This window comes from Microbacterium sp. M (assembly GCF_045181065.1).
In the GTDB taxonomy this organism is placed as follows: domain Bacteria; phylum Actinomycetota; class Actinomycetes; order Actinomycetales; family Microbacteriaceae; genus Microbacterium.
The window spans coordinates 1253897-1279107 of record NZ_CP173721.1; the positions used below are offsets into that span (position 1 = coordinate 1253897).

The following is a 25211-nucleotide window of genomic DNA, read 5'->3' on the forward strand; positions in this document are numbered from 1 at the left end:
ATTAGGCGCATGCCGCGTCCTTGTCCGTCAGGCGCGGCGCGGTAGCCTGGAGCCATGGGGTTCGGACTCGACTTCGAGAAGCTGCTGGTGATCGGCCTGATCGCCGTGCTGCTGATCGGTCCTGAGCGGCTGCCGCACTACGCCGAGCAGTTCGCGAAGCTGGTGCGCCGTGGCGGTGAATTGCTGCGCGACACGAAGAGCCGCGTCGAAGAGGAGATGGGCCCAGAGGTCGCCGATGTGGATTGGCGCAAGCTCGACCCCCGCCAGTACGACCCGCGGCGCATCATCCGCGACGCGCTGTTCGAGGATGCGGCCCCCGCGCCTGTCGCGACGTCGCCCGCAGTCGCGGCTGCGGCACCCATGGCATCGCCGATCGATCCCGTCGTTTCGAAGGCGACTCCGGTCTTCACCCGGTCGAGCCCGCCGCCGTTCGACCCCGAAGCGACCTGACGGCGCCTGCGCCCAGACCGTTCAGCCGATCTTCGCGCGCATCCGTGCGATGTCGGCATCCGAGACGACCGCCCGCGGAAGCGCCGTCATCGCCGAGCTGTCGCGCAGCTGCAGCATCACGGCGTCCGGCCCGGCCTTCATACGACGAAACGTCGAGAACGCGACTCGTGACGTACCGCGGGCGCTCTCGACCCGCAGCTCGTTCTCGCCGACCGTGACCGAGACGCTGGTCCCCTCAGGCATCGTGGTGGTCAGCGATCGCCGAACGCTCGTCATCGTGAGGATGACGTAGAGGATCATGATGCCCGCGAAGAGCGCAGGCATCACGACGAGGCGTCCGGCCTGGGACGGAGCGGCCGCCAGCGCCGACCCGAACGGAACGAGCGTCCAGAGCAGACCAGCGCCCAGCAGCACCCACACGACGATCGACAGCGGACGGGTGAGCAGGAAGATCGTCGCGTCTCGGGACATACGGGTCAGCAGGTCGCGATCGACCTGGACGAATCGGTGCGCATCGCTCATCAGAACATTCTCCCGCCGCCCGGCTCACGCCGGTGAGAACGGGAGCGAACGGCCTGCCAGACCGCGGCCCTTCGTCATGATGCGCTGCGCCAGCGCATCGATCGCGGATGCCGCGGCATCCGACGGGTCCTCGAGCACGACGGGTGCTCCGGCGTCCCCGCCGGCACGCAGCGCAGGACTGAGCGGGATGGACGCCAGCAGTTCGACCCGATCCGTCGGCGTCGACAGTGCGCTGGCAACCTCGGCGCCTCCGCCGGATCCGAACAGGTCGATCACCGTGCCGTCAGGCAGGGCGAATGCCGCCATGTTCTCTACGACGCCGATCACGCGCTGACCGGTCTGGCGGGCCACCAGTCCGCTGCGGATCGCGACGTCGGAGGCGGCGGACTGCGGCGTCGTCACCACGAGCACCTCGGCATGGGGGAGGAGCTGCCCGATGGAGATGGCGATGTCGCCGGTGCCGGGGGGCATGTCGATGAGGAGAACGTCGAGATCGCCGAAGAACACGTCCGTGAGGAACTGCTGCACCGTCCGATGCAGCATCGGGCCGCGCCACGCCACGACGGACTCGCCGTCGCGCAGGAACATGCCGATCGAGATCGTCTTCACACCGTGCGCCACCGGCGGAAGCATCAGGTCGTCGATGCGGGTGGGCTGGGTGCCGGCCGGGATGCCGAGGAGGCCGGGGATCGAGAAGCCGTGCACATCGGCATCCACCAGTCCGACGGCGAGCCCTCGTGCGGCCAGGGAGACCGCAAGATTGGCCGTCACGGTGGACTTGCCGACTCCGCCCTTGCCGCTGGAGACGAGGATGACGCGCGTCAGGGAATCGGGACCGAACGGCATCTGACGGGCGGGTCTCCCCGCACGGAGCTTCTCCGTGAGCGCCTTGCGCTCGGCGGGCGTCATCACGCCGACCGCGACCTCGACATCCTCGACACCGGGTACGGATGCCGCGGCCCGGCGCACATCGGACTCGATGCGGTTCGCGGCGGGGCAGCCGACGATCGTCAGAACGATGGCGACATGCGCCGTCGTGCCGTCCACGCTCACATCGCGCACCATGTCGAGGTCGCCGATCGGCTGACGCAGCTCGGGGTCGGAGACGGCTGCGACGGCGCGGCGGACCTGTTCGGCCGTCATCGCCGCGGACGCCGCGTCGTGATGGGGCCGGTGCGCGCAGGCGGTTCCTGCCCGGCGGCCGATCCCTCGGCGCCGTCGTCGTCGAGCTCGGCGAGCAGCGCGCGCAGCTCCTGCCGGAGCACGTCGCGCGTGACGATCTGGGAGTTGCGCTCCTCGAGCGACAGGCGCAGCGCGACGATCTCTCGCGCGAGGTACTCGGTGTCCGCGAGGTTGCGTTCGGCGCGCTGACGGTCCTGCTCGATCTGCACGCGGTCGCGGTCGTCCTGGCGGTTCTGCGCGAGCAGGATGAGCGGTGCCGCGTACGACGCCTGCAGCGACAGCATGAGGGTGAGCGCCGTGAAGCCCAGCGCGGCATCGTCGAAGCGCAGGTTCTCGGGCATCAGCGTGTTCCAGCTGATCCAGAGCACGCAGAACAGGGTGAGCAGCAGGAGGAACGCCGGCGTGCCCATGGCTCGGGCGACCCACTCCGTGAACCGTCCGAAGCGATCGCGCGACGTCGGTCGCTGTCGCGTCGTGCTGCGCCCGAGCGGTGCGTCGAGGCGGGCGCGCGGGGTCCGCGCCATCATCGTGCGCCGCCCTCGGCTGACGGCTCGTCGTCGTCATGCGTGCGCCAGTCGTCCGGAAGCAGATAGTCCAGGACGTCGTCGATGCTGATGGCCCCGACCAGTCGCTGCGCGGCATCCACGACCGGCAGGGAGACGAGGTCGTAACTGGCGAGCATGCGCGCCGCCTCGGCGGCGGATGCCGTGCCGGAGATCGTCTCCATGCTGTCGTCGATGATCGCACCCAGGCGCTCATGCGGCGGGTAGCGCAGCATCCGCTGGAAGTGGACGACGCCGAGCAGACGCCCTGTGGGCGTCTCGAACGGCGGAAGGGTCACGAACACGGCCGCGGCGAGTGCCGGATGCAGCTCATGTCGGCGGATGAGGGCGAGGGCCTCGGCGACCGTGGCGTCGGCGGAGAGGATGATCGGCTCGGTGGTCATGAGACCGCCGGCGGTATCGGGTCCGTACGCGAGGAGCGTGCGGACGTCCTCCGCCTCCTCCGGCTCCATGAGTTCGAGAAGCTGCTCGAGGCGCTTCTTCGGAAGCTGAGCCAGCAGGTCGGCCGCGTCGTCGGGCTCCATGTGGTCGAGGATGTCGGCGGCGCGTTCATCGCCGAGGCCGTCGAGGATGTGCACCTGCTCGTCCTCCGGCATCTCCTCGAGGGCGTCGGCGAGGCGATCGTCCGGCAGCTCTTCGGCGACTTCGATCATGCGCTTCTGGGGCAGGTCGAGCAGCGTGCTGGCGAGGTCGGCCGCGTGCAGCTCGGAGTACGACGCGACCAGCTGCTCGGCGGACTGCGCCTCTCCGGGTGTGCGCTCCTCTGTGACCTCGTTCCAGGCCGCGAAGGCCGTGGGCCCCTTGGCGAACGGGGAGGCGCTCGTCTTCGGCTTGCGCAGGAACAGCTGCGTGATGCTCCACTCGCCGAGCCGGTTCGGCTCGATCGCGACGTCTTCGATGACCGCGGTGCCGCCGCCGTCGACGAACCCGACACGCCGTCCGAGCAGTTCGGCCAGGACGCGGAGTTCGCCGGGGCGCGGCTGGAAACGGCGCACGTTGATGAGTCCGGTGGAGATGACCTGACCGGCGCGGATCGACGTCACGCGCCCGATCGAGAGGAACACGTGCCGACGACCCGGGATCTCCACCACCAGCCCGATCACGCGCGGCGCGGCCGAACTTCGGTACACGATGACGACGTCCCGGACCTTGCCGAGCCGGTCGCCCACGGGGTCGAAGACGGCGCACCCGGCAAGGCGCGCGACGAATACCCGTTGAGTGCTCACGCACCCAGCGTAGTCGGCGAGGGCGGTCGCGAGGAGTGTGCGGCACCGGTGCGGGGCACGCATGGAAGAATGGACGGATGACCATGCTGAACCGCCCCGCAGACGGTGCCGACACCGGCGAGACCGTTGCCTCGATGCGCGAGTACGAACGTGCGCAGAAGACGGTGTCTCAGCTCATCGCCGGCGAAGTCCCCGCGCGGGACATCGCGATCGTCGGCCAGAGTGTTCGGACGGTCGAGAAGATCACGGGCCGGCTCGGTTATGCGGCGGCAGCGCGCTCCGGCGCGATCAACGGCCTGCTCATCGGACTCCTGCTCTCGGCGATCATGGTGATCGGCACCCCGGACGCGCCGATCCAGCTCTTCGTCGCATACCTGTTCATCGGTGTCGCGATCGGCATGCTGCTGAGCCTGGTGACGTTCGCGATCGTGCGGCGTCGGCGCGATTTCGCCAGCGTCACGCAGCTGGCCGCCGATCACTACGAGGTGACGGTGCTGCCGGCATCCCTGGCCAAGGCGAGGCAGGTGCTGGGCGGCGGTCAGAAACCGGCGGCTGCTCGACCGCCGGTCGACCTCGACGAGCCGCCGCGTTACGGCGAGCGGGTGACGCCGGAGCAGCCGCAGAACGGTGCGGCCCCGGCCGCTCCCCGGTCGGCATCGTCGGCCGCCTCGGCGACCGGCGGCCAGCCGGTGATCCCGCCGCGGCCGGCGGACCCGCGTCCTCGCTACGGCGAGCGGGTCCCGGGCACCCAGCAGCCGACCCCAGAGACCGCCGCTCCGGAGCGGACCTCCGCTCCTGACGAGACGGGCACGGAGCCGGATGCCGCGGCGCAATCGGATGCCGACGCTCCGCGCAAGCCCGCGAGCGACGACTGAGGCCATGGCCGAGAAGCCGCTGCGCATCGACGTGGCGCTGCCGAACGGGACGGTGACGGTCCCGGCATCCCTGTCGTCGCCCACCGGCGAGACCGACCGCGGCACCGTCGTCATCGCGCACGGCGCCGGCGCGGGGATGGATCACCCTTTCCTCGTCGGATTCGCCGCGGTGCTGAACGAGGACGGTTTCACGACCGTCCGGTTCGACTTCCCGTACCGTGTGCAGGGACGCCGGATGCCCGGGTCGGCCGCCCATGCGATCGCGACCTGGAACGCCGTGATGGCCGAGGTCCGCGCGCGCACGGACGGACCGATCTGGGCCGCGGGGAAGTCGTACGGCGGACGGATGGCCTCGATGGCGGCGGCCGAGGGCATGGACGTCGCCGGGTTGATCTATCTGGGGTATCCGTTGCACGCGCCAGGCAAGCCGGAGAAGCCACGCGCGGAGCACCTGCCGGCCGTCGCGGCGCCGCAGCTGTTCATCGAGGGATCGCTCGATCCCTTCATCCAGCCGTTGTCGCAGTTCGAGGAGGTCGTCGCGACCTGCCGCGACGCGCACATCGCCTGGATCGACGGCGGCGGCCATTCCTTCGAGGTGAAGGGGAACAAGCGGACGGCCGACGTGATCGGCGCGTCGCTGGCGCCGCTCGTGACGGCGTTCGCGGCACGGTCCGAGTGAGGTCTGCCACGATGGTCGGGTGAGCCTCGACCGCATCGCCCTCATCTCGGACGTCCACGGCAACCTGACGGCGCTGGACGCCGTGCTGGCCGATATCGCGGGTCGCGGCATCCATCGGGTGTTCAACCTCGGCGACACGGCGGGCAAGGGCCCGCGCGGTGAAGCGGCCGTGCGTCGCTGCCGCGAGGCGTGCGAGGTGAACGTCCGCGGGAACTGGGACGACTTCCTGCGCTTCACCGCCGATGACGCCCCGGAGGAGATGCGCTGGTGGCACGCCGAGCTGTCGGCCGAGAGCCTGGCGTGGCTGGGAGCGCTGCCGCTCAGCCACGACCTCGTGATGAGCGGACGGCGGATCCGCCTGTTCCATGCGTCGGCCGAGAGCCCGCACAAGCGCGTGCACTTCCACCACACCGAGGAGCAGTTCTCGGGGATGTTCGCGAACACCGAGATGACCGGAGACGAACCGGCTCCTGATGTGGTCGGCTACGGCGACATCCACGACGCCTACATCGAGTCCACGGAGGGCAGGACGCTGTTCAACGTGGGCAGCGTGGGCAACCCGCTGGACGTGCCGGAGCCGTCCTACGTGATCCTGGAAGGGATTCCGGATGCCGAGCAGCCGGCTCCCTTCGGCATCCAGTTCGTGCGGGTGCCGTACGACGTCGAGTCCGAGGTCGCCGTGGCGGAGTCGCTGCAGATGCCGACGCGCGACGTCTGGGCGGTCGAACTGCGCACCGCCGTGTACCGGGGGAGGCAAGGATGAGCGGATTCCATCACGTCGAGGTGTGGGTCGCGGATCGCGCGGAGGATGCCGCATGGCGCTGGTTGATGTCGTCGCTGGGCTTCGAGCTGGAGCAGGAGTGGCCTGACGGTATGTCGTGGGCGGCGGGTGGTGCGTATCTGACCCTGACGACCTCGCCGAACCTGTCGGCCGTCGCGCACGACCGCCGACGACCGGGCGTCAACCATCTGGCGTTCCACGGCGGTTCGCCCACTCAGGTCGACACGGTCGTGGCTTCTGCGCCCGAGCACGGCTGGACGCCGCTGTATCAGGACCGGTATCCGCATGCGGGCGGACCCGACCACTACGCGGGCTGGCTCGAGAACGCCGCCGGGTTCAAGGTCGAGATCGTCGCCTCGCGCTAGTCTGGCCGCGACCGTCGAGCTCACGCCGCCAGCAGGCGCTCGACGCGCTCGACCTCCTCATCCAGTTCGGCACGCTCCGCCCGGGTGAACCGGCGCCGTACCGGACCGATCACGACGCGGCCGTCCTCGATGCGCCACAGCCCTTCGTGCCAGCCGTCGACGAACAGCGCGTGCAGCTGGGCGCGGTTCTCGCCGATCCACATGTTCCGCGCCTCGGGCTCGGTGACGCGATCCCGTCCGGCATGGGACAGCCATACGTTGTCGTAGTTGCCGAGCAACCGGACCGGAGCGGGGACGTCCTCATCCGCGATCGGCGCATCCGGGACGTCGTAGAGCACGCGCCCGTCTTCGTCTTCGTAGCGCACCAGGTCCGGCATCCTGCTCAGCACGGGTCCCAGCCGGGTGACGGCCGACCACGCCGTCACATCGGAGGCCGTCGCGGGACCGAAGGCGCGCAGATAGCGCCGAACGATCGCGGCGGGATCCGGCTCGGCGAGCGGCACTCCCGTCCAGCGGTCGACGTAGTCGTAGATCACACCACCCGATTGCCGCCACGCCCCGCGCGGCGGCAGCTGGACCAGGGGCGCCCGGAGCCGTGCCACCTGCCCGAGCTGGGTCGCGGGGTAGGGGAAGACCTCGGCGAGCCGGCGCCCGATCTCGCGCTGGGGAAGCGGCCCGTCGGCGAGTACGCGCGCCAATGCTGCGGTGAACGCCTCGGGGGCGACCTCGCGCGCCAGGCCCACGGCCTGACTGGATCGCAGCTCCTGTTGCATCCGCGGCTCGAGCCATGGACGCAGCGTCGCAGCATCCTGCGAGGTCAGCAGGTGGATCGTGCCACGCATCGTGAGCAGCCGTACGAGCTCTCGCGCCTCCAGGCCGCGAGTGATCGCGAGCGGGTCGAAGGAGCGCAGACGAGCGGCGAGTGAGAGGTACGGGGGCAGATTCTCCTGCGCCTGCAGCCCGATCAGGTGCTCGATCGTTGCCGTCGGCGTCGCGTCGACCCGTTCGAGCAGGTGCTGACGCAGAAGCAGGGTCCGTCCGAGACGCCGTCGGTTCAGCCGCATGGCTGAACGCTACACGGCCTCCGCCGACGTGTCGCGATAGTCTGGCCGGCATGCCCCTCGTCCTCGTCACCGGTGCCGCGCGCGCCAACAGCATCGCCGCCGGGATCGTCCCTCGGCTGCGCGCGGACGGCTGGGAGGTCGTGACCAGCGACCTCTCGGATGCCGACTATCCGCGCGATCTCTCGACGCACGAGGGGCCGGACGAGCTCATCGCCGCCGTCACTCGCGAGCGGGGCCCGATCTCCGCGCTCGTGCTTTCGCATGCGCACGACGTCGAATCCGGCATCCTCGACACGACGGCCGCGAGCTTCGACCGGCACGTCGCGATCAATGCCAGAGCGAACCTTCTCCTGATCGCGGCCTTCGCACGGCAGATCCCGGATGCCGGGGGAGCAGTCGTCGCCCTCACGAGCGATCACACCACGGGCAATCTGCCCTACGGATCCTCCAAAGGCGCGCTGGATCGTCTCGTGATCTCGGCCGCCAGAGAACTCGGTCCGCTCGGCATCTCGGCGAACGCGCTCAATCCTGGTCCGATCGACACCGGATGGATGCCGGAAGGGTTCGCGGAGTCCCTCGTCCCCGCGCATCCTCTCGGACGGATCGGGACGCCAGCCGACATCGCGGCCTTCGTGTCATTCCTGGTCTCACCCGAGGGCCGCTGGGTCTCCGGCCAGCTGCTGCACGCCGACGGCGGGTTCTCGGCACGCTACTGAGCGCGCGTCAGGGCATCAGCTCCGGGTCCTCGACCAGACGGCGCATGGTCGACAGGCCGAGTGCGCTCATCGTCGCGTTCGACTCGACGTAGTACCAGCCGAGGCCCATCGCCTGCTGGAACGCCCAGGCCGCACCCCGCAGCCACTCGACCTCATCGACGTCGAGAGCGTCCCGCAGGCGGGCGCGACGCGGCGCATCGAACAGGTGCCACGCGGCGACCAGGTCGAGCGCGCGATCGGCTGGACCGAACGATCCGCTGTCGAGCACGCCGGCGAGCCGACCGCTCTCGACGAGCAGGTTCGGCGGAGTCAGGTCGCGGTGCGACATCGCGACGGCATCCGATGGCCCGAGTTCGCGCAACCGCTCCCACAGTGCGTGAGCGCGCTCGACGTCCAGCAGGCCCTCGCTGCGGGCGAAGCATTCCGCCATCCAGTCATCGTGATCGCGCAGGTCGCCACCGCGGCCGCGACCGTCGAACGAGCGCGCACCGACCTGGACGCCCCGAAGCGCCGCGATGAGCGCGACGATATCGTCGACCAGCGCGTCGGAGCCCTCGAACCCATCGGGTGTCGCCGGTGCACCGGGCACCCAGGTCTGCACACTCCACGCCGAGGCGTACGCCTCCGTCGGAACACCGACACCGACCGATGCCGGTGCCGGAAACGGGGTCGCGGCAGCGAACTCGGCCATCGCGCGCGCCTCGTCCTGCAGTTCCGTCGCCGGCACAGGGGCGAAGGGGAATCGTGCGACCAGCTCGTCGCCGACGCGGAACAGGCCGTTCACCGTCCCCGCCGATGCCAGCGCGCGGACCGGCAGCCCGCGCAGATCGGCGAACTGCTCGGCGATCAGGCGCGTCGCGAGCGTCTCATCGACCGTCACGCCTGGACGCGCGCGATCCAGGCCTCGACCTCGTCGGCGGTGCGGGGGATACCGGCGGAGAGGTTCACGGGGCCGTCCGCGGTCATGACGATGTCGTCCTCGATCCGAACGCCGATGCCGCGCAGCTCCTCGGGAACGGTCAGGTCGTCGATCTGGAAGTACAGACCGGGTTCGATCGTGAAGACCATGCCGGGCTCCAGGATGCCGTCGTAGTACATCTCCCGACGCGCCTGCGCGCAGTCGTGCACGTCGATGCCCAGGTGGTGGCTCGTCCCGTGGACCATGTAGCGGCGGTGCTGGCCGCCGGCATCCGCGTCCAGCGCCTCTTCGGCCGTCACGGGCAGCACGCCCCACTCGGCGACGCGCGTGGCGATGACCTGCATGGCGGCCTCGTGGACCGTGCGGAACGGCACGCCGATCTTCGCTGCGGCGAATGCCGCATCGGCGGCTTCGCGGACCGTCTCGTAGACCCGGCGCTGCACCTCGGAGAAGGTCCCGTTCACGGGGAGCGTGCGGGTGATGTCGGCAGTGTAGAGGCTGTCGGCCTCGACTCCGGCATCCACCAGGATCAGGTCGCCGGGTACGACCGTGCCGTCGTTGCGCGTCCAGTGCAGGTAGCACGCGTGCGGACCGGAGGCGGCGATCGTGTCGTACCCCTCGCCGTTGCCGTCCTCGCGGGCACGGCGGTGGAAGACGCCCTCGACGACGCGCTCGCCGCGAGTGTGGGAGGCGGCGTCCGGCAGCGCGCGGATGATGTCGTCGAATCCCTGTGCCGTGATGTCGACGGCGCGGCGCATCTCGGCGATCTCGAACTCGTCCTTCACCAGCCGCAGCTCCGATACGAACTGCGCGAGCTCAGCATCCTCGAGCGTCACATCTCCTGACGCGGGGACGAACGCGTGCAGGTGGTCCGTGGCGACGGCGAGGTCGGCGGCGACGCCTGCCAGCGACGGGCGGGGCCCGATCCAGAACTCGCCGACGGTGGCGTCCGCGTAGAACTCGGTGGTCGTGCGGTCGGCGCGCTCGCGGAAGTACAGGGTGACATCGTGCCCGGCATCGGTCGGTGCGAACACGAGCACGGAATCGGGCTCCGCGTCAGCGGCCCAGCCGGTGAGGTGCGCGAACGCGGAGTGCGCGCGGAACGGATAGTCCGTGTCGTTGCTGCGCTGCTTCAGCGACCCGGCCGGGATCACCAGACGCTTTCCCGGGAACGCGGCCGAGACCTTGTCACGGCGTGCTGCGGCGTACGGCGCCTGTGCGCGGGGTGCCGGAAGCGACTCGGGGCGCTCGGCCCAGCCGGTCGAGATCGTGTCGAGGAAGCCGCGTGGGAACGGCTGCTTGCGGTTCGTGACGGGCGTCTTTGCCGCGTCTTCTTCGGTGGCCTGTGCGATCGTGTCGCTGGATCCGGTGCTCATGCCTCCAGTCTCTCACTCCGCGCCGCCGCGTAGGCTGGGCAGGTGAGTCCAGACAGCACCACCCCGCGTCCTTCACCGGCGGTCACCATCGTCATCGACGCGGCGCTGGTCGTCGTCTTCTGTGTGCTCGGCGGTCTCTCGCATTCCGTCGGCGAACCGGATGCCGTGGCCCGCATCGTGTTCTCGATCTGGCCGTTCCTGGCTGCGCTCATCGTGGTGCATGCCGTCGCACTCGCGACGAACGTCGATGCCTCGCGCGTGGTTCCGGGCGCACTGGTCTGGCTCGTCACCTTCGGCGGTGGGATGGCGCTGCGGGCCCTCACGGGTCAGGGGACGGCCTGGGCGTTCGTCGTCGTCGCGGCGGTGACGCTCGCGGTCTTCCTGATCGGCTGGCGCCTGATCAACGCCGTGGTGCAGCGCCGCCGTACGCGCTGAGCGCTCAGCCGACCGGTTTCTCAGCCGGCCGGTTCGAGCTGGACGACGAGCCCGCGGTGATCGCTGCCGTCGGCATCGAGCACGAGCGATCCGGTCGGCTCCCAGTTGGGGCTGGCCATGATGTGATCGATCGGCGCACCGAGCAGTTCGGGGTACGACGCCGGCCAGGTCGCCACGGCTCCGTTGCCGGTGCGCGTCGCCACGTCGCGGCAATAGCCCATGTCGCCGCCGTCGGCACCGAGCGACGCCATGTGATCGATCGTCGCGTTGAAGTCGCCGGCGAGGATGAAGTCGCCCTGCGGGCACTGATCGGCGATCCAGGCGAGATCGCTCTGCCAGCGCTGCATCGCCTCGGGGCGGGGCGCGACGGCGTGCACGGCGACGACGGTCGGACCGTCGCCGTCCACCGGCATCACGACCGCGCTCGGAACCGAGCTGGTGTTGCTGGTCCCGTCGACCGAGGACTGGATGACCGAGTAGTCGCCGAGGTCAGGCGAGATGAGGATCGTGGTCTGCCATGCCTGCGGACCGTTGTCGACATCGGGGTTGAACTGCACGTGGTGCACCCACATCGGGTGCCCCTGCTCGCGCAGCATCACGGCGATCCGTGCGCCGACGGACTCCGCGGTCTCCGGAAGCGCCACGATGTCGGCATCCTGTTCGAGGATCTCCGCGGCGATGTCGTCCGCCGGGATCGCCTCGCCGGCGGTGTTCCAGGTCAGCACGCGCACGGAGCCTTCGGTCTTCTCCGGCAGCGTGTCGGCGCCGAGCCCGCGAACCGCTCCGATGGCAGCCGTCGCACCGGCGCCGATCAGGGCGACGATCAGGATGGAGGCGGCGAAGCCGCGCAGCGGCTTCGCGAACAGGAGCAGCAGCGAGACGATCGCGATGACGCCGAACGCGGCGGCGACAGCACCGCGCACGGCCACCAGCTGCGCGAACGGGTAGGTCTGCTCCAGTCGGAAGAACTGCGGCCACACCACGACAGCCGTCGCGATCGCGAACAGCACGGTCAGCAGAATCCCCAGTACTCGGAACATCGCCCACCAGCCTACGGGCGCGATCTGTGAATCGACTGGCGCGCCCCGCCAGCGCATCGGACGATACGCTCGTCGGATGAGGAGTGCGCAGCGATTCGAGGGTCCGAGCGACCTGCACATGCACTCGAACCACTCCGACGGCACCCAGTCGCCCGCCGAAGTCGTGCGGCAGGCGCATCTCCACGGCATCCGCACGCTCGCACTGACCGACCACGATCGCACCACGGGGTGGGACGAGGCCGCCAGCGCCGCCGGCGAATACGGGATGACCTTCTTCCCCGGCATGGAACTGTCCGCCAAGCACCAATGGCGCAGCGTGCACGTGCTCGGCTACCTCTTCGATCCCGTCGACCCTGCGCTGACCGCCGAGACCGATCGGATCCGCGGCGACCGCATCGGCCGAGCGGAGCGGATCGTGCGCAACATCGGCAGGGACTACGACCTGAACTGGGAGGACGTGGTCGCCCAGACGATGCAGGATGCCACGGTCGGCCGTCCGCACATCGCCGACGCCCTCGTCGCCCGCGGGATCGTGCGCGACCGCGCAGAGGCCTTCGACGGCATCCTGCATCCGCGCGAGGGATACTACGAACCGCACTACGCCCCGGACCCGCTGACGGCGGTGCGTCTGATCACGCGTGCCGGGGGAGTGGCGATCATCGCGCACCCCGTGACGGCGGGGCGCGATCGGATGATGCCGGTGTCCTTCATCGAGCAGCTGATCGCCGAAGGCCTCGGCGGCTTCGAGATCGACCATCGTGAGAACACCGAGGACGGCAAGCGGCTGCTGCGATCGATCGCCGCCGAGCACGATCTCATCGTGACGGGTTCCAGCGACTATCACGGCGCTGGGAAGCCCAACGTCCCCGGGGAGAACAGCACATCCGACGAGATGGTGGCGCGGATCATCGACCGCGCGACGGGAAGCCGGCCGCGCTACCCCTGAACCCGCGCGGCGGATTGTCGGGAAGCTCCCGGTGTTCTGTCCGGCCGCGACGATAGGTTGGCCGGCATGCAACGGGCGACTTCCCTGGAACGGCGCATCGACGAGGCCGCCCATCGGCTCCTGCGGGATGCCTCGGCCGACGGCGTCCGCGCCGGAGTCATCGAGTTCGCCGTGTTCGTGCTCAAGCAGGCCTGGGCGTGCGTGTTCGGTGCGGCGCTGCTGATCGTGATCGTCGCGGCGCGCCTGTGGTATCCGGACGATGCGGTCATCGCGCGCAACGATGCGCTGACCATCGCCGCCGTCCTGATCCAGGTCGCCATGCTCGTGTTCCGCCTCGAGACCGGCCGCGAGCTCTGGGTCATCATCCTCTTCCACGCCACCGGAACCGTGATGGAGCTGTTCAAGACGGACGTCGGCTCATGGATGTACGCCGCGGACGGCGTGCTGCGCCTCGGCGGTGTGCCGCTGTTCAGCGGGTTCATGTACGCCGCGGTCGGCTCGTACATGGTGCGCGTGCATCGGCTGTTCGACCTGGGATTCGTGCGCTATCCGCGTCGCTGGATCACGACGGTGCTCGCCGCCGCGATCTACCTGAACTTCTTCACGCACCACTTCTGGTGGGATGCCAGGTGGGTTCTGCTCGCCGCCGTCGTCCTGCTCTGGCTGCCGACGGTCATGCACGCACGGGTCTGGCGCCGGGTGCTCCGGTTGCCGTTGCTGGTCGTGTTCGCCGGAGTCGCCGTCTTCATCTATCTCGCCGAGAACATCGGCACGTGGGCCGGCGCCTGGGCGTACCCGGATCAGGTGGATGCGTGGCAGCCGGTCTCGCCGAGCAAGCTCGGCTCCTGGTTCCTGCTCATGATCATCTCGGTCGTGATGGTCACCTGGGTCTACCCGCCGCGCGCACCCGTCACGGTGTCGTCCGCGGACGACGAAGGGCGGATGCCGCAGCATCCGCCCTTCGAGGAAGAGTCTCAGGCCCCGGCGGCCGGAGCCTGAGGGACTGAGCCGCCGCCGGATCCGCCGCGGCGACGACGGCGGCGGCGTGCCGGAGCCGGCTTGCCGTCGTGGTGCTCCTTGCCGGCGCCGTCGTGCGTGCCGGCGCCCTCGGCGCCGCGGTCGACGGCCGGTGCATCCTTGGAGTGCTCGTCCTTCGACTCGGCGCCTTCGATGAACGTCGAGCCGACGGCATCCTCGGCCTGACGACGGCGACGGCGACGACGCGTGGTGCCGTCGGATGCGCCCTCGGCCGCGGCATCCGCAGCCTTCTCCGGGCGCTGGCGCTGGGTCTTGACGGCCTGCGTCTTGGGCGCGGTCGTGAGTCGGCCCTTCGTGCCCTCGGGGATGTTCAGGTCGCTGTACAGGTGCGGGCTCGACGAATACGTCTCGACGGGCTCCGGCTGACCGAACTCCAGCGCACGGTTGATGAGGGCCCACTTGTGCAGGTCCTCCCAATCGACGAACGTGACCGCGATGCCGGTCTTGCCTGCGCGACCGGTGCGGCCGGCGCGGTGCAGATACGTCTTGTCCTCGTCGGGGATGGTGTGGTTGATGACGTGCGTCACATCGTCGACGTCGATGCCTCGCGCGGCGACATCGGTCGCGACGAGCACGTCGCGCTTACCCGCCTTGAAGGCCGCCATCGAGCGCTCGCGCTGCTCCTGGCCCATGTCGCCGTGCACGCCGCCGACGTTGAAGCCGCGGTCGCCGAGCTCGTCGACGAGGCGCTGAGCGGCGCGCTTGGTCCGTGTGAAGATCACGGTCTTGCCGCGACCATCGGCCTGCAGGATGCGGGCGATGACCTCGTCCTTGTCCATCGAGTGCGCGCGGTACACCAGGTGCTTGATGTTCGCCTGCGTCAGTCCCTCGTCCGGATCGCTCGCGCGGATGTGGATCGGGTTCGACATGAATCGGCGCGCGAGCGCGACGATCGGGCCGGGCATGGTCGCCGAGAAGAGCTGCGTGTGGCGCTTCTCCGGGACCTTCTGGAAGATCTTCTCGATGTCGGCGAGGAAGCCGAGGTCGAGCATCTTGTCGGCCTCGTCGAGCACGACCTCGGTCGCGTTGGAGAGGTCGAGCAGGCGCTGGCCGGCGAGGTCGATGAGTCGACCTGGTGTGCCGACGACGATCTGCGCACCGGCCTTGAGCTGGTCGATCTGCCCCTCGTACGCCTTGCCGCCGTAGATGGCGACGACGCTGGTCGAGCGGTTGCTGGTGAGCAGGTCCATGTCCTCGTAGACCTGGACGGCGAGCTCACGGGTCGGAACCACGATGAGCGCCTTGACGCCCGGCTCCGGGTTCTCACCCAGTCGCTGCACGACGGGGATGCCGAAGCCGAAGGTCTTTCCGGTTCCCGTCTTGGCCTGACCGATGATGTCCTGGCCAGGGAGGCCGAGGGGGATCGTCTGCTCCTGAATGGGGAACGCGTCCACGATGCCCTTGGCGGCGAGGGCGTCGACGATGTCCTGATCGATGCCGAGTTCGGCGAAGGTTGTCACGATGTGATGTTGCCTGTCCGGCGGCCCGTGCGCGGGGCGCGCCACGTAAATACGGATCCACGCCGTCTCATGTGCCACAGGCGCGGGACCCTGCTCCGATGGCAGGGCGTGCGTCCAGCCTACCCGAGGGGCCCGCGACGTCTGGTAGAGCGGATGCCGGGCCGGTGACCGGGTCGGTAGTCTGAAGTCCATGGTTCAGTGGTTCTGGCAGCGCAAGGCGCCGCGGCGCACGCTCACTCTGCGCAGCCGCGGGGAGGACAGCGGCGCGACGCGCATCGACTTCGCCGAGCTGGCTCCGGAGGAGGCGCGCTTCCTCGGTCAGGCGGCATATCTGCAGCTCGGCTACTTCGAGACGCTCAGCCGTCTGATCCGTGCGACGCCGGAGCTCAGCGAGAAGGAAGCCATCTCCCGTGCCGCCGGCGCAGCTCTGGACAAGCACCGCGGCATCGTCGATCTCATCACCGAGCGCGGCGACGACCCCACTGAGCTCATGCTGCCCTTCCGCGAGCACCTCGACGCCTTCCGTCGCAAGACGATCGGCGCGCGGCCGCGGGAGACGCTGCTCGCGGTGTACATCACGGCCGGCATGCTCGACGACTTCTACCTCGCCCTGGCCGGCAGCTACGGTGAGACCGGCCGCCGGGTGGCGGAACTGCTGCGACAGGACGACCACGGCGATGAGATCGTCGCGCTTCTCACGGCGACGATCCAGTCGGATGCCGAGTGGAGGTCGTTGCTGTCGATGTGGGCGCGCCGGCTCGTGGGCGACACGCTGCTCGTGGCACGGTCGGCGCTGCGTCCGGAGCGGCTGGTCGTGGACGACGACCGCATCGAGCCGGTGTACACCGAGCTGATGGGCGCGCATGCGCGCCGGATGGACGCGATGGGCCTGGCGGCGTAGCCGTCGGATGCCCGCGCCGGTCAGATGCCGAGAGCGGTCTTCTTCGCGGCATCCGATCGCGTGCGCGCGGATGTGAGCGCGAGAGTCGCGACGGCGGCGACCGCGAGCGAGCCGACGATGCTCGCCAGCCACAGCCAGATGCTGTCCTGGCCGACGCCGGCCCACTGCATCGCGGTGTAGACGACCGCAGCGACGGCCGTCGCGATGCCCGGTGTCACGATCACACCGCGCATTTCACGACCGGGCAGCAGGAAGTGCAGGCCGATGCCCAGTGCGCACGCGGCGATGAGTGCGAGCAGGATGTACATGTCAGGCGACGAAGCCGACGCGACGCGATTCCTCGGTGCCGAGTTCGATGTAGGCGAGATTCGCGGTGGGAACCAGGTAGGAGCTGCCCTTGACGTCGACGAAGCTCACGTGCGTGGCGTTCTGCTCGAGCGCGGATGCCACCTGCGAGCGCACCTCATCAGCGCTGGAAGCGGTCTCGAAGTTCAGCTCACGGCCGGTGTTGACGATGCCGATGCGAATTTCCACGCGTGCTCCTTGAAGATCGGGGACTCAGGCAACTCTACCCCGCGGCCCAGGGCCGGGATCGGCCGCGCCGAGCTGTTTCGCCCACGGCGCACAAGCCTTTCGCGAAGCCGTGTCCGTGCGTCCCGCTACCGTGGAGGACATGACCCAGGATGCCGCTCAGATCGCCGTGATCGAGGCACCGCTGGATGCATCAGCCGTCGTGATCGGAGCTCCGGGGACGGGCAAGACCCACGCCCTCGTGTCACGGGTCGCCGCGCTTCTCGGCGTGCACGGGCTGCCGCCGGAGGCACTGCTCGTACTGACTCCGAGCCGGCAGGCGGCGACCCAGCTCCGTGATGCGATCGGCGTCCGGACCCGGCAGGCGACCCCTGGTCCGCTCGCTCGATCGCTGGCATCCTTCGCCTTCCAGATCGTACGAGGGGCGATGGTGCATGCCGGGATGGAGCCGCCGGCCCTGCTCACCGGCGCCGACCAGGACCGCATCATCGCCGACCTGTTGGAGGGTGACGCCGCCGACGAGGGCGACGGCGAGCCGTCGCGCTGGCCGGCGCAGCTGAGCCCCGCGATGCGCTCGTCGACGGGATTCCGCTCGGAGCTGCGCGCGTTCCTGGCCGAGTGCACCGAGCTCGGTGTCGGCATCGAGGAGCTGAGCGCATCGGACGATGAGATCTGGCGCGCGGTCGGCAGCTTCCTGCGCGATTACCGCCGGGTTCTCGGCGGCATGCGCGCCGCTCATCGTGACATCCCCGATCTCGTCAGCGAGGCGGCGTCGCTGCTGCGCGGCGCGGATCCACAGGCACTAGGACCACTCGCGGCGCTGCGCGTCGTGCTCATCGACGATGCGCAGGAACTGACGCGCGGCGGCATCGAGCTCGTCAGGGCGCTGCGCGCCAGAGGCATCGCGGTGTGCGCCTTCGGCGATCCGGACATCTCCTCCGGTGCCTTCCGCGGTGCGACGCCGCAGCTCTTCCACGAGCTCGCGGCGATGCTCGAGAAGGTGCACGTGCTCGACATGCCCCACCGGCAGTCGCCGCCGCTGACCGACCTCACCCGCACCGTGACGCAGGCGATCGGCGTCGCCGGACGAGTCGAGCACCGGCGCGCCCCTGACCCGTCGACCGAGGACGCGGCGAAGACCGTCGCGACGTTCGTCGCGTCCTCGCCGTACGAGGAGTACGACCGCATCGCAGGGGTGCTCAGGGACTGGCATCTCTCGCACGGTGTCGCCTGGAGCGACATGGCCGTCATCGCGCATGACACCCGTCAGGTGGCAGCCCTCGAGACCGAGCTCGCCGCACGTGAGGTTCCGACGCGTGCCGCGGGCGTTCAGCGCCCGCTCGGCAGCGAAGGAGTCGTGCGCGACATCGTCGGCATCGTGCGGCTCGCCCTCACCCCGGCGGACGAGCGCGAGGTCGATGCGCTGACCGAGGCATTGCGCACGCCGTTCGGCGGCATGGATGCGGTCGGTCTGCGACGCCTTCGGGCGCGGTTGCGCCACCTCGAGTTGGGCGACGGCGGTGCGACACCGGCCGGTGAACTGCTGCGTCAGGCGATGATGCATCCCGCGCACTTCGACCGGATCGACGCACCAGAGGCCAGAGCAGCCGACCGGTTCGCGGCGACGCTCGCCGAGGTGGCGGCCGCAGCCCACGCGGGAGAGACGATCCACGAGCTGCTCTGGCGCGTCTGGGACCGTTCGCGCGGATTGGACGGCGCTCGGCTCGAGAAGTCCTGGCGGGCCGCGGCCGAGCAGCCCGGCGGGGGTGAAGTGGCACGCGCTCTCGACAGTCTCGTCGCCCTGTTCGACGCGGCCAAGCGCTTCGTGGAGCGCTCGCCGGAGGAGAAGCCGACGGTCTTCATCCACGACATCCTCGACAGCGAGGTGCCGGAGGACACGCTCTCCACGCCCGATCGCCCCGGCCTGGTCACGCTGCTGACACCGGCGACCGCACTCGGCGGCGAGTTCGAGGCGGTCATCGTCGCGGGCGTGCAGGACGGCGTGTGGCCGAACGTGCGCCTGCGCGGCGGCATGCTGGGCGCCTGGCGTCTCGCAGATGCGGTGACTGCCGCGCGCAGCGGAGTCGAGGTCGCCGCACCCGGCGTGCTCGACCGACGGCGTTCCGCGCTGCATGACGAGCTGCGGTTGTTCGTCCGCGCCGTCTCCCGGGCGCGCTCGCGCCTGCTGATCACCGCGGTGGACGACGACGACATGACGCCCAGCGGCTTCTTCGCGTTCCTCCCGACCCCTGATGCACCCGAACTGCATCCGTCGGCGGAGCACCCGCTCACACTGCGTGGACTCGTCGCCCGCCACCGGCGCGCGCTCACGACCTCGGCATCCGCCAGGGTGCGGGACGAGGCCGCGGCGCAGCTCGCGATCCTGGCGGGCGAAGGTGTCGCCGGCGCGCGTCCCGACGAGTGGTACGGGGTCGCGACGCCGTCGACGCTCGGGCCGCTGCACGACCTGTCCGTCGAGGCCGCTCGCGTGTCGCCGTCGCGGATGGAGTCGTTCGAGGAGTGCGAGCTGAACTGGGTGGTCTCCGCGCTGGGCGGCGACACCGTGCTTCCGCCGTCGGCCGGGATCGGCACGATCGTTCACGAGGCCATGGAGAAGGTGCCGGACGGCGATCTGGAGCGCATGCGGGCGATCCTCGCCGAGCACTGGCCGGAACTGGATTTCGAGACGGCGTGGATCGGGCGCAAAGAACGCCGCCGGGCCGATCAGTACATCGACCGGCTGCACGCGTACCTCGACGACGTGGCGACCGAGGGCGGGCGGGTCCTCGCCAGCGAGGTCGAGTTCCGGTTCGCGGTCGACATCGATGAGACGACCGCGGACGCAGACGCGTCGGTGGACGGTGAGGACGCGGAGTCCTCGCGCCGGGCGCCCGCTGTTCACGCGCTGACCGCCGACGCCGGGCCGAACCCCCACCGAGCCGTCGTGCACGGATTCATCGACCGCGTCGAGACCTATCCGCCCGGCGCGGGCGAGCATGCCAAGGCCCGCGGGCAGAAATGGGAGCGCATGTCGCAGGGCACCGACGCGGGGCGGGTCGTCGTGGTCGACCTGAAGACCGGCAAGTACGAACCGGAGAGCGAGCAGAAGGTCGCCGATCACGCGCAGCTCGCGGCGTATCAGGTGGCGGTGCAGCAGGGCCTCGTCGATGGTGCCGACCCCGCCGCTCTCACCGGTGCGCGGTTGGTCCTGGTCGCCAAGACGCTCGCCGGCAGCGACTACCGCGTGGCGCATCAGCACACGCTCGACGATCAGGCGCGCACGGTGTTCCTGAACCGCATAGCCGATGCCGCTCGAGGCATGTCGGCGAGCAGCTTCACGGCGCAGGTCGAGGCGCACTGCGCCGACACCCAGTGGCGCGTGCAGCCGTGCCGCATCCACACCGTCCCGGCGGTGAGCGCATGACGAACGCCATCACGGTCTCGCGCGGCTGGGCGACGGCCGGACACGGCATCTCCGCGACGGACGTCGCCGCCGCACTCGGTCTGCCGACGCCGACTCGCGCACAGCAGCGCGTGATCGAGGCGCCCCCGACACCGGCGCTCGTCGTCGCCGGTGCCGGCAGCGGCAAGACCGAGACGATGTCGGGCCGCGTGGTGTGGCTGGTCGCGAACGGATACGTCCGGCGCGACGAGATCCTCGGTCTGACCTTCACGCGCAAGGCCGCCGGCGAACTCGCCGAGCGCATCGGCGCCCGCCTCGCCCTGATCGACGAATACGGCCGACGGGGGCTGCTCCCGCACTTGTCCGAGATCGTGGCGTCCGGGGCCCTGGGGCGCGTGGATGCCGCGGCGACCGGACCGCAGCGCGAAACCGTGCGCAGGCAGGTGCTCGACGAACTCGCCGTCCGCTACGAGACGGGGTGGAATCCCGCATCCACGCGGACGGCCGAGGACCTGCTGATCCGCCCGCGCGTGTCGACGTACAACGCGTTCGCGGACTCGATCGTGCGCGAGCACGCCGCCAGGATCGGGCGGGACCCCGACGTGGCGATGCTGAGCCAGGCGGCATCGTGGATGCTGGCGCGGGAAGTCGTGCTGCGCGCGGATCTCCCGGGTCTCGAGGAGATCGATCGCGCGGTCGGCGGTGTCGTCGACGCGGTGCAGCGACTCGCCGGCGATGCGCTCGATCACCGCGCCGACCTCGATCGCGCGGACCGGATCGCCGTGCGTCAGGCCGAGGCGTTCGCGCCGTACACGAGCGGGGGCACCGGCGACATCGACAAGGCGACGGCCAATCTGCTGGCGCTGCCGACGCTGACGATCCTGGTCCGGGAGTACATCGCCGAGAAGCAGCGCCGCGGCGTACTGGATTTCGCCGATCAGGTCGCCGGGGCGTTCGACATCGTCGAGTCCTCGCCCGATGTGCGCGATGAGCTGCGCGAACAGCATCGGGTCGTGCTGCTGGACGAGTATCAGGACACCTCCGTCATCCAGACCCGGTTCCTGGCCGCCCTGTTCCGCGACTCGGCGGTGATGGCCGTCGGCGATCCGCACCAGTCGATCTACGGCTGGCGCGGTGCCAGTGCCGACAACCTCTACGCGTTCTCGCGCACGTTCTCCGAATCGGCCGCGACCGATACCTACAGCCTCATGACGAGCTGGCGCAACGATGCGCGCATTCTCGACGTCGCGAATCGGGTGCTCGCGCCGCTGCAGCGCCCCGGCCTCGACGTTCCGCCGCTCGAGCCCCGGCCCGGTGCAGGGCCCGGCGACGTCGCCGTGCGGTTCCCGCTGACCGTCGATGACGAGGCGACGGAAGTCGCCGAGTGGTTCGCCGAGCGCCGCGCCGCGCACACCGGCGCGAAGCCGCATACGGGTGCGGTGCTGTTCCGCTCCAAACGGCACATGCAGACCTTCGCGGCGGCGCTGGCCGCCCGCGGCATCCCGCACCGCATCCTCGGGCTCGGTGGCCTTCTTTCGACACCGGAAGTCGTCGACGTCGTCTCCGTGCTGCGCGTGATCCACGATCCGAACGCCGGCTCCTCCCTGATCCGTCTCCTGGTCGGACCGCGCTTCGGCGTCGGAGTGGCCGACATGGCGGCCCTGTACGACCTCGCCGCCGAACTGGCCAGGCGCGACAGCGGGCTCCTTCCGCTGCCGGACGACCTGCGTCAGCGCATCCGCGCCTCGCGCGGCGCCGACGAGGCGGTCTCGATCATCGATGCCGTCGACGTCGTGCGGGGCCTCCGCGACGATTACCGGCTCATCCAGGGCATCACCCCCGACGGCCGCGCCCGGCTTCGTGCGGCCGGTGAGATGCTGGAGCGGCTCCGTCGTGCCGCGGCCCAGCCGCTTCCCGAACTCATCCGGCTGATCGAGCTCGAACTGCGGCTCGATATCGAGCTGGCGGCGAACGAGACCCGCGGACCCGCACGCGTCGCGGCGACGCAGCTGCGCGCGTTCTCCGACGAGGTCCGTGCCTTTCTCGCCGCCGACGACCGCGGGACGATCGGCAGCCTGATCGCCTGGCTCGACAAGGCCGAGAGCACCGATGAGCTCATGCCGCGTCCGGAGCCGCCGGAACCGGGTGTGGTGCAGCTGCTCACGATCCACGGTTCGAAGGGGCTGGAATGGGATGCGGTTGCCGTGGTCAGACTGGTGGATGACGAACTCCCGTCCCGACCGTCCGACACGGCGGGCTGGTTCGGGTTCGGGGTGCTCCCGTTCGCGCTGCGCGGCGACGCCGATGCCCTGCCGCGGTTCACCTGGATCCCCCCGACGGAAGAGGAACTCGACCCGGTCAAGCGCAAGAAGGCCGGCATCGCCTCATTGACCGGCAGGAGCGCGAAGGCCCCTGGCTCACTGACGGTGTTCAAGGACGCGTATCGGGAGTACCAGAAGCAGGAGGAGCGCCGTCTCGCCTATGTGGCGGTGACTCGCGCCCGCACTGATCTGCTGCTGTCGGGTTCGCACTGGGCGGGGCAGAAGACTCCGCGCAGACCGTCGCCGTACTTGGACGAGGCGCTGGAGATCCTCGGTCTCACCGTTCCGGGTGACCCGGGGGAGGAGAACCCCTATGACGGGCCGGGCAAGACCAGCCACTGGCCGTTGGATCCGCTGGGCGCCAGGCGCCGGACGGTGCTGTCCGCGGCGGATGCCGTGCGCGCGGCGGTCGAAGGTCCGGCACCCGAGCCATCGCTCGAGCTGTCGCGCCTGCTCGCCGAACGCGCAGCGCGGCAGAACGGCGCCGTCGCCGACGCGCCGACGCGTGTCCCCGCCTCGCGCTTCAAGGACTACGTCACCGACTACGACGGCACCGTACGCTCGCTCGCACGTCCGATGCCCGAGCGCCCGTACCGCCAGACCCGCCTCGGCACGCTGTTCCATGCCTGGGTCGAGCACCGCTCCGGGCTCGTCGGCGCCGGACGCGCCCCGGACGCCGCGCTGTGGGAGCTGGACGAGGAGCAGCCGGACGCGCAGGAGGGGTCGGCTGCGGACCAGGCCGACATGGCGCGACTCCAGGAGATCTTCGAGCGCAGCGAATGGGCCGAGCTGCAGCCGATTGCCGTCGAGATCGAGATCGACTTCGCGCTCGGGTCGTCGAACGCCGCGTCGGTGGGCGCACTTCCGGACCCGGCCGGACACATCGTGATCTGCAAGCTGGATGCCGTCTATCGACGTGCCGACCGCGGCGACCGCATCGAGATCGTCGATTGGAAGACCGGTAAGGCGCCGCGCACCGCGGCCGAGAAGGACGAGCGGATGCTCCAGCTCGCGCTGTACCGCCTGGCGTACCACCGCCGGTTCGGCGTGCCTCTGGAGGACATCGACGTCGCGCTCTACTACGTCGCCGACGACCTCGTGATCCGCGGGGACCGCGTCTACTCGGAGGAGGAGCTCGTCCAGCGCTGGAGCGCGGCACGCGCCGCGCGCTGAGCCTCGTCCTCGGAGCTCTCCTGCTCGGGGACGTCGTCCTCGTGATCGGAGGCCGACGATCCGCGCTGCTCGCGGTTGTCCTCTCGGGGCAGCAGATCCGACTGGGCGAGGTCGGTGAGATCTGCGGTGGCGTGCGGATCGCCGACGGCTTCGGCCTCCGCGGTCTCGAGCCACAGGTCTTCGGGGTTGTAGGCGTCGGTCTGCATCGACGTGTCGACGTCGGAGGGTTGCCGCTCGGGAACGCGATCGAGAGCCGCCAGCGCGGAATCCACACCGTCGCCGCGCTCGGCGATCACAGCGAGATCGTCATCGCGCAGGCCCTCCGCGAGCGAGTCGAGCAGCGCTGCCGCGTCGTCGACGATGTCGGGGCGACGCAGGGCGTCGCCGTGCACGAGCCACCGCGCGAACTCCAGCTCGGCCGTCAGCCGGGCGCGCACTCCGATGGCGGCATCCGGGGCGCGGCCGGAAGCCGCGGTGTACGCGGCCTGAACATCGGCCGCCGCGTTCGGAGCCGAGGACAGCCAGGCCAGGTCGACCGCCGGATCGCCCAATGCGAGGCCGTGCCACCCGACGACACCCGTCACCTGCGGGCCGTCGGTCGGGTCATCCGTGAACAGGAACGACGTCGCCTGGGCGCCACCGAGTGTCACCGCCGACTCGAACCGCCACAACTCGTCGTCGTCCGCCGCCTCGCGCCAGCGCACCGTGAGCCGTGCCGGGACGCGCCCGGTCGCCGCCGCCCGATCGACGAGCTGGCGGATCTCGGTGCGTACCTCGTCGGCCGAGCGGGCCGGAAGTCCGGCGGTGCGCACGACGGATGCCGGGAGCGCATGGATCGCCGCGATCGCCTGTCCCATCGACACCGCGGCTCCCCGCCCTGCGGGGACGTCTGCGGCCTCGACGAGGAAGCCGTCGAGCAGCTCGGTCACCAGTGCTCGGCCCTCGCCCAGTCGGGTCTCTCCGACGTATTCCGGCGCGCGGAACGGCAGGATGGCGCGCGCCCCCGTGGTCAGCGCGCGAAGCGCCAGCGCCTCGGCGGCGAGCTCCCGCGCGGTGTCATCGGCGTCCGCGACGCGGATCGCGAGTTCCCGACCGTCGGCGAGGGAAGCGACAGCGGAATCGAAGCGGCCATCCCCGCCTGCGGTGAGCGGGCGCGCACCCGTGACCTCCGCGCCGGGCAATGCCGCCGTCACCGCCGCCGCTAGAGTGAATGCAGAGCGAGCCATGCCCCAAGGGTAGGTCGGC

Annotated in this window: 24 protein-coding genes; 12 read left to right on the plus strand and 12 right to left on the minus strand. The window is 70.2% G+C overall.

The genetic code is table 11. The features are described 5' to 3' along the window. Positions 1 to 54 precede the first annotated feature (54 nt). Positions 55 to 450 carry a Sec-independent protein translocase TatB gene (locus ACI7YT_RS05935; protein WP_406249541.1) on the plus strand — a complete coding sequence of 132 codons (396 nt, stop codon included), beginning with the start codon at positions 55 to 57 and terminating at the stop codon, positions 448 to 450. Positions 451 to 471: 21 nt separating this feature from the next. Here ACI7YT_RS05935 and ACI7YT_RS05940 read toward each other — a convergent pair whose 3' ends face one another. From ACI7YT_RS05940 to ACI7YT_RS05955, 4 genes are read right to left on the minus strand one after another with little or no spacing between them, the layout of a single operon-like run. Further along, a complete protein-coding gene (locus ACI7YT_RS05940) occupies positions 472 to 972 on the minus strand; it encodes a hypothetical protein (protein WP_406249542.1) in 501 nt (166 codons plus the stop codon). 24 nt (positions 973 to 996) lie between these two features. After that, a complete protein-coding gene (locus tag ACI7YT_RS05945) occupies positions 997 to 2115 on the minus strand; it encodes an Mrp/NBP35 family ATP-binding protein (RefSeq protein ID WP_406249543.1) in 1119 nt (372 codons plus the stop codon). After that, on the minus strand, positions 2112 to 2678 hold the full coding sequence (locus tag ACI7YT_RS05950; protein ID WP_406250507.1) for a DUF1003 domain-containing protein: 567 nt from the start codon (positions 2676 to 2678) through the stop codon (positions 2112 to 2114). The genes ACI7YT_RS05945 and ACI7YT_RS05950 overlap by 4 nt, the downstream gene beginning before the upstream one ends. Next, entirely contained in the window at positions 2678 to 3943 is a 1266-nt protein-coding gene (locus tag ACI7YT_RS05955) for a magnesium transporter MgtE N-terminal domain-containing protein (protein ID WP_406249544.1), read from the minus strand. Before ACI7YT_RS05955 ends, ACI7YT_RS05950 begins: the two co-directional genes overlap by 1 nt. A gap of 77 nt (positions 3944 to 4020) precedes the next feature. On the opposite strand from ACI7YT_RS05955, the gene ACI7YT_RS05960 reads away from it, so the two are divergent. From ACI7YT_RS05960 to ACI7YT_RS05975, 4 genes are read left to right on the plus strand one after another with little or no spacing between them, the layout of a single operon-like run. After that, positions 4021 to 4818 (plus strand): general stress protein, encoded by a 798-nt coding sequence (locus ACI7YT_RS05960; protein WP_406249545.1) that lies wholly within the window; start codon positions 4021 to 4023, stop codon positions 4816 to 4818. Between the two features lie 4 nt (positions 4819 to 4822). After that, the gene (locus ACI7YT_RS05965) at positions 4823 to 5497 is read left to right on the plus strand and encodes an alpha/beta family hydrolase (RefSeq protein WP_406249546.1); all 675 of its coding nucleotides are present in this window, start codon (positions 4823 to 4825) and stop codon (positions 5495 to 5497) included. Between the two features lie 19 nt (positions 5498 to 5516). Then, positions 5517 to 6260 (plus strand): metallophosphoesterase family protein, encoded by a 744-nt coding sequence (locus ACI7YT_RS05970; protein WP_406249547.1) that lies wholly within the window; start codon positions 5517 to 5519, stop codon positions 6258 to 6260. Continuing rightward, complete coding sequence (locus ACI7YT_RS05975; RefSeq protein WP_406249548.1) at positions 6257 to 6643, plus strand: glyoxalase; 387 nt, start codon at positions 6257 to 6259, stop codon at positions 6641 to 6643. Before ACI7YT_RS05970 ends, ACI7YT_RS05975 begins: the two co-directional genes overlap by 4 nt. Positions 6644 to 6663: 20 nt before the next feature. On the opposite strand, the gene ACI7YT_RS05980 is transcribed toward ACI7YT_RS05975, so the two are convergent. Further along, on the minus strand, positions 6664 to 7707 hold the full coding sequence (locus ACI7YT_RS05980; protein WP_406249549.1) for a winged helix DNA-binding domain-containing protein: 1044 nt from the start codon (positions 7705 to 7707) through the stop codon (positions 6664 to 6666). A 50-nt stretch (positions 7708 to 7757) separates the two neighbouring features. Here ACI7YT_RS05980 and ACI7YT_RS05985 point away from each other — a divergent pair, with 50 nt between their 5' ends. Further along, positions 7758 to 8423: an SDR family oxidoreductase gene (locus ACI7YT_RS05985; RefSeq protein WP_406249550.1), complete on the plus strand. Its 666-nt coding sequence runs from the start codon at positions 7758 to 7760 to the stop codon at positions 8421 to 8423. Positions 8424 to 8430: 7 nt separating this feature from the next. Here the strand turns inward: ACI7YT_RS05985 and ACI7YT_RS05990 are convergent, their stop codons facing one another. Both ACI7YT_RS05990 and ACI7YT_RS05995 read right to left on the minus strand, forming a co-directional pair. Further along, a complete protein-coding gene (locus tag ACI7YT_RS05990; protein WP_406249551.1) occupies positions 8431 to 9303 on the minus strand; it encodes a phosphotransferase in 873 nt (290 codons plus the stop codon). Continuing rightward, positions 9300 to 10718 carry an aminopeptidase P family protein gene (locus ACI7YT_RS05995; RefSeq protein ID WP_406249552.1) on the minus strand — a complete coding sequence of 473 codons (1419 nt, stop codon included), beginning with the start codon at positions 10716 to 10718 and terminating at the stop codon, positions 9300 to 9302. The genes ACI7YT_RS05990 and ACI7YT_RS05995 overlap by 4 nt, the downstream gene beginning before the upstream one ends. Before the next feature lie 42 nt (positions 10719 to 10760). Between ACI7YT_RS05995 and ACI7YT_RS06000 the strand changes: the two genes are divergently transcribed. Beyond that, complete coding sequence (locus ACI7YT_RS06000) at positions 10761 to 11153, plus strand: DUF3054 domain-containing protein (RefSeq protein ID WP_406249553.1); 393 nt, start codon at positions 10761 to 10763, stop codon at positions 11151 to 11153. Between the two features lie 20 nt (positions 11154 to 11173). On the opposite strand, the gene ACI7YT_RS06005 is transcribed toward ACI7YT_RS06000, so the two are convergent. After that, positions 11174 to 12193, minus strand: a complete 1020-nt coding sequence (locus ACI7YT_RS06005; protein WP_406249554.1) for an endonuclease/exonuclease/phosphatase family protein — start codon at positions 12191 to 12193, stop codon at positions 11174 to 11176. A gap of 76 nt (positions 12194 to 12269) precedes the next feature. On the opposite strand from ACI7YT_RS06005, the gene ACI7YT_RS06010 reads away from it, so the two are divergent. Continuing rightward, entirely contained in the window at positions 12270 to 13139 is an 870-nt protein-coding gene (locus ACI7YT_RS06010) for a PHP domain-containing protein (protein WP_406249555.1), read from the plus strand. 66 nt (positions 13140 to 13205) lie between these two features. After that, on the plus strand, positions 13206 to 14138 hold the full coding sequence (locus tag ACI7YT_RS06015; RefSeq protein WP_406249556.1) for a DUF817 domain-containing protein: 933 nt from the start codon (positions 13206 to 13208) through the stop codon (positions 14136 to 14138). On the opposite strand, the gene ACI7YT_RS06020 is transcribed toward ACI7YT_RS06015, so the two are convergent. Further along, positions 14114 to 15637, minus strand: a complete 1524-nt coding sequence (locus tag ACI7YT_RS06020) for a DEAD/DEAH box helicase (RefSeq protein WP_406249557.1) — start codon at positions 15635 to 15637, stop codon at positions 14114 to 14116. The genes ACI7YT_RS06015 and ACI7YT_RS06020 overlap by 25 nt on opposite strands. Before the next feature lie 190 nt (positions 15638 to 15827). On the opposite strand from ACI7YT_RS06020, the gene ACI7YT_RS06025 reads away from it, so the two are divergent. After that, positions 15828 to 16538: a ferritin-like fold-containing protein gene (locus ACI7YT_RS06025; protein ID WP_406249558.1), complete on the plus strand. Its 711-nt coding sequence runs from the start codon at positions 15828 to 15830 to the stop codon at positions 16536 to 16538. Between the two features lie 20 nt (positions 16539 to 16558). Here ACI7YT_RS06025 and ACI7YT_RS06030 read toward each other — a convergent pair whose 3' ends face one another. Further along, positions 16559 to 16846, minus strand: a complete 288-nt coding sequence (locus ACI7YT_RS06030; RefSeq protein WP_406249559.1) for a hypothetical protein — start codon at positions 16844 to 16846, stop codon at positions 16559 to 16561. Between the two features lies 1 nt (position 16847). Then, entirely contained in the window at positions 16848 to 17072 is a 225-nt protein-coding gene (locus ACI7YT_RS06035) for a DUF3107 domain-containing protein (protein WP_406249560.1), read from the minus strand. Between the two features lie 139 nt (positions 17073 to 17211). On the opposite strand from ACI7YT_RS06035, the gene ACI7YT_RS06040 reads away from it, so the two are divergent. Beyond that, a complete protein-coding gene (locus tag ACI7YT_RS06040; protein WP_406249561.1) occupies positions 17212 to 20493 on the plus strand; it encodes an ATP-dependent helicase in 3282 nt (1093 codons plus the stop codon). Next, on the plus strand, positions 20490 to 23966 hold the full coding sequence (locus ACI7YT_RS06045; RefSeq protein ID WP_406249562.1) for a UvrD-helicase domain-containing protein: 3477 nt from the start codon (positions 20490 to 20492) through the stop codon (positions 23964 to 23966). Before ACI7YT_RS06040 ends, ACI7YT_RS06045 begins: the two co-directional genes overlap by 4 nt. On the opposite strand, the gene ACI7YT_RS06050 is transcribed toward ACI7YT_RS06045, so the two are convergent. Then, positions 23912 to 25192: a phosphotransferase gene (locus ACI7YT_RS06050; protein ID WP_406249563.1), complete on the minus strand. Its 1281-nt coding sequence runs from the start codon at positions 25190 to 25192 to the stop codon at positions 23912 to 23914. The genes ACI7YT_RS06045 and ACI7YT_RS06050 overlap by 55 nt on opposite strands. Between the last annotated feature and the right edge of the window lie 19 nt (positions 25193 to 25211).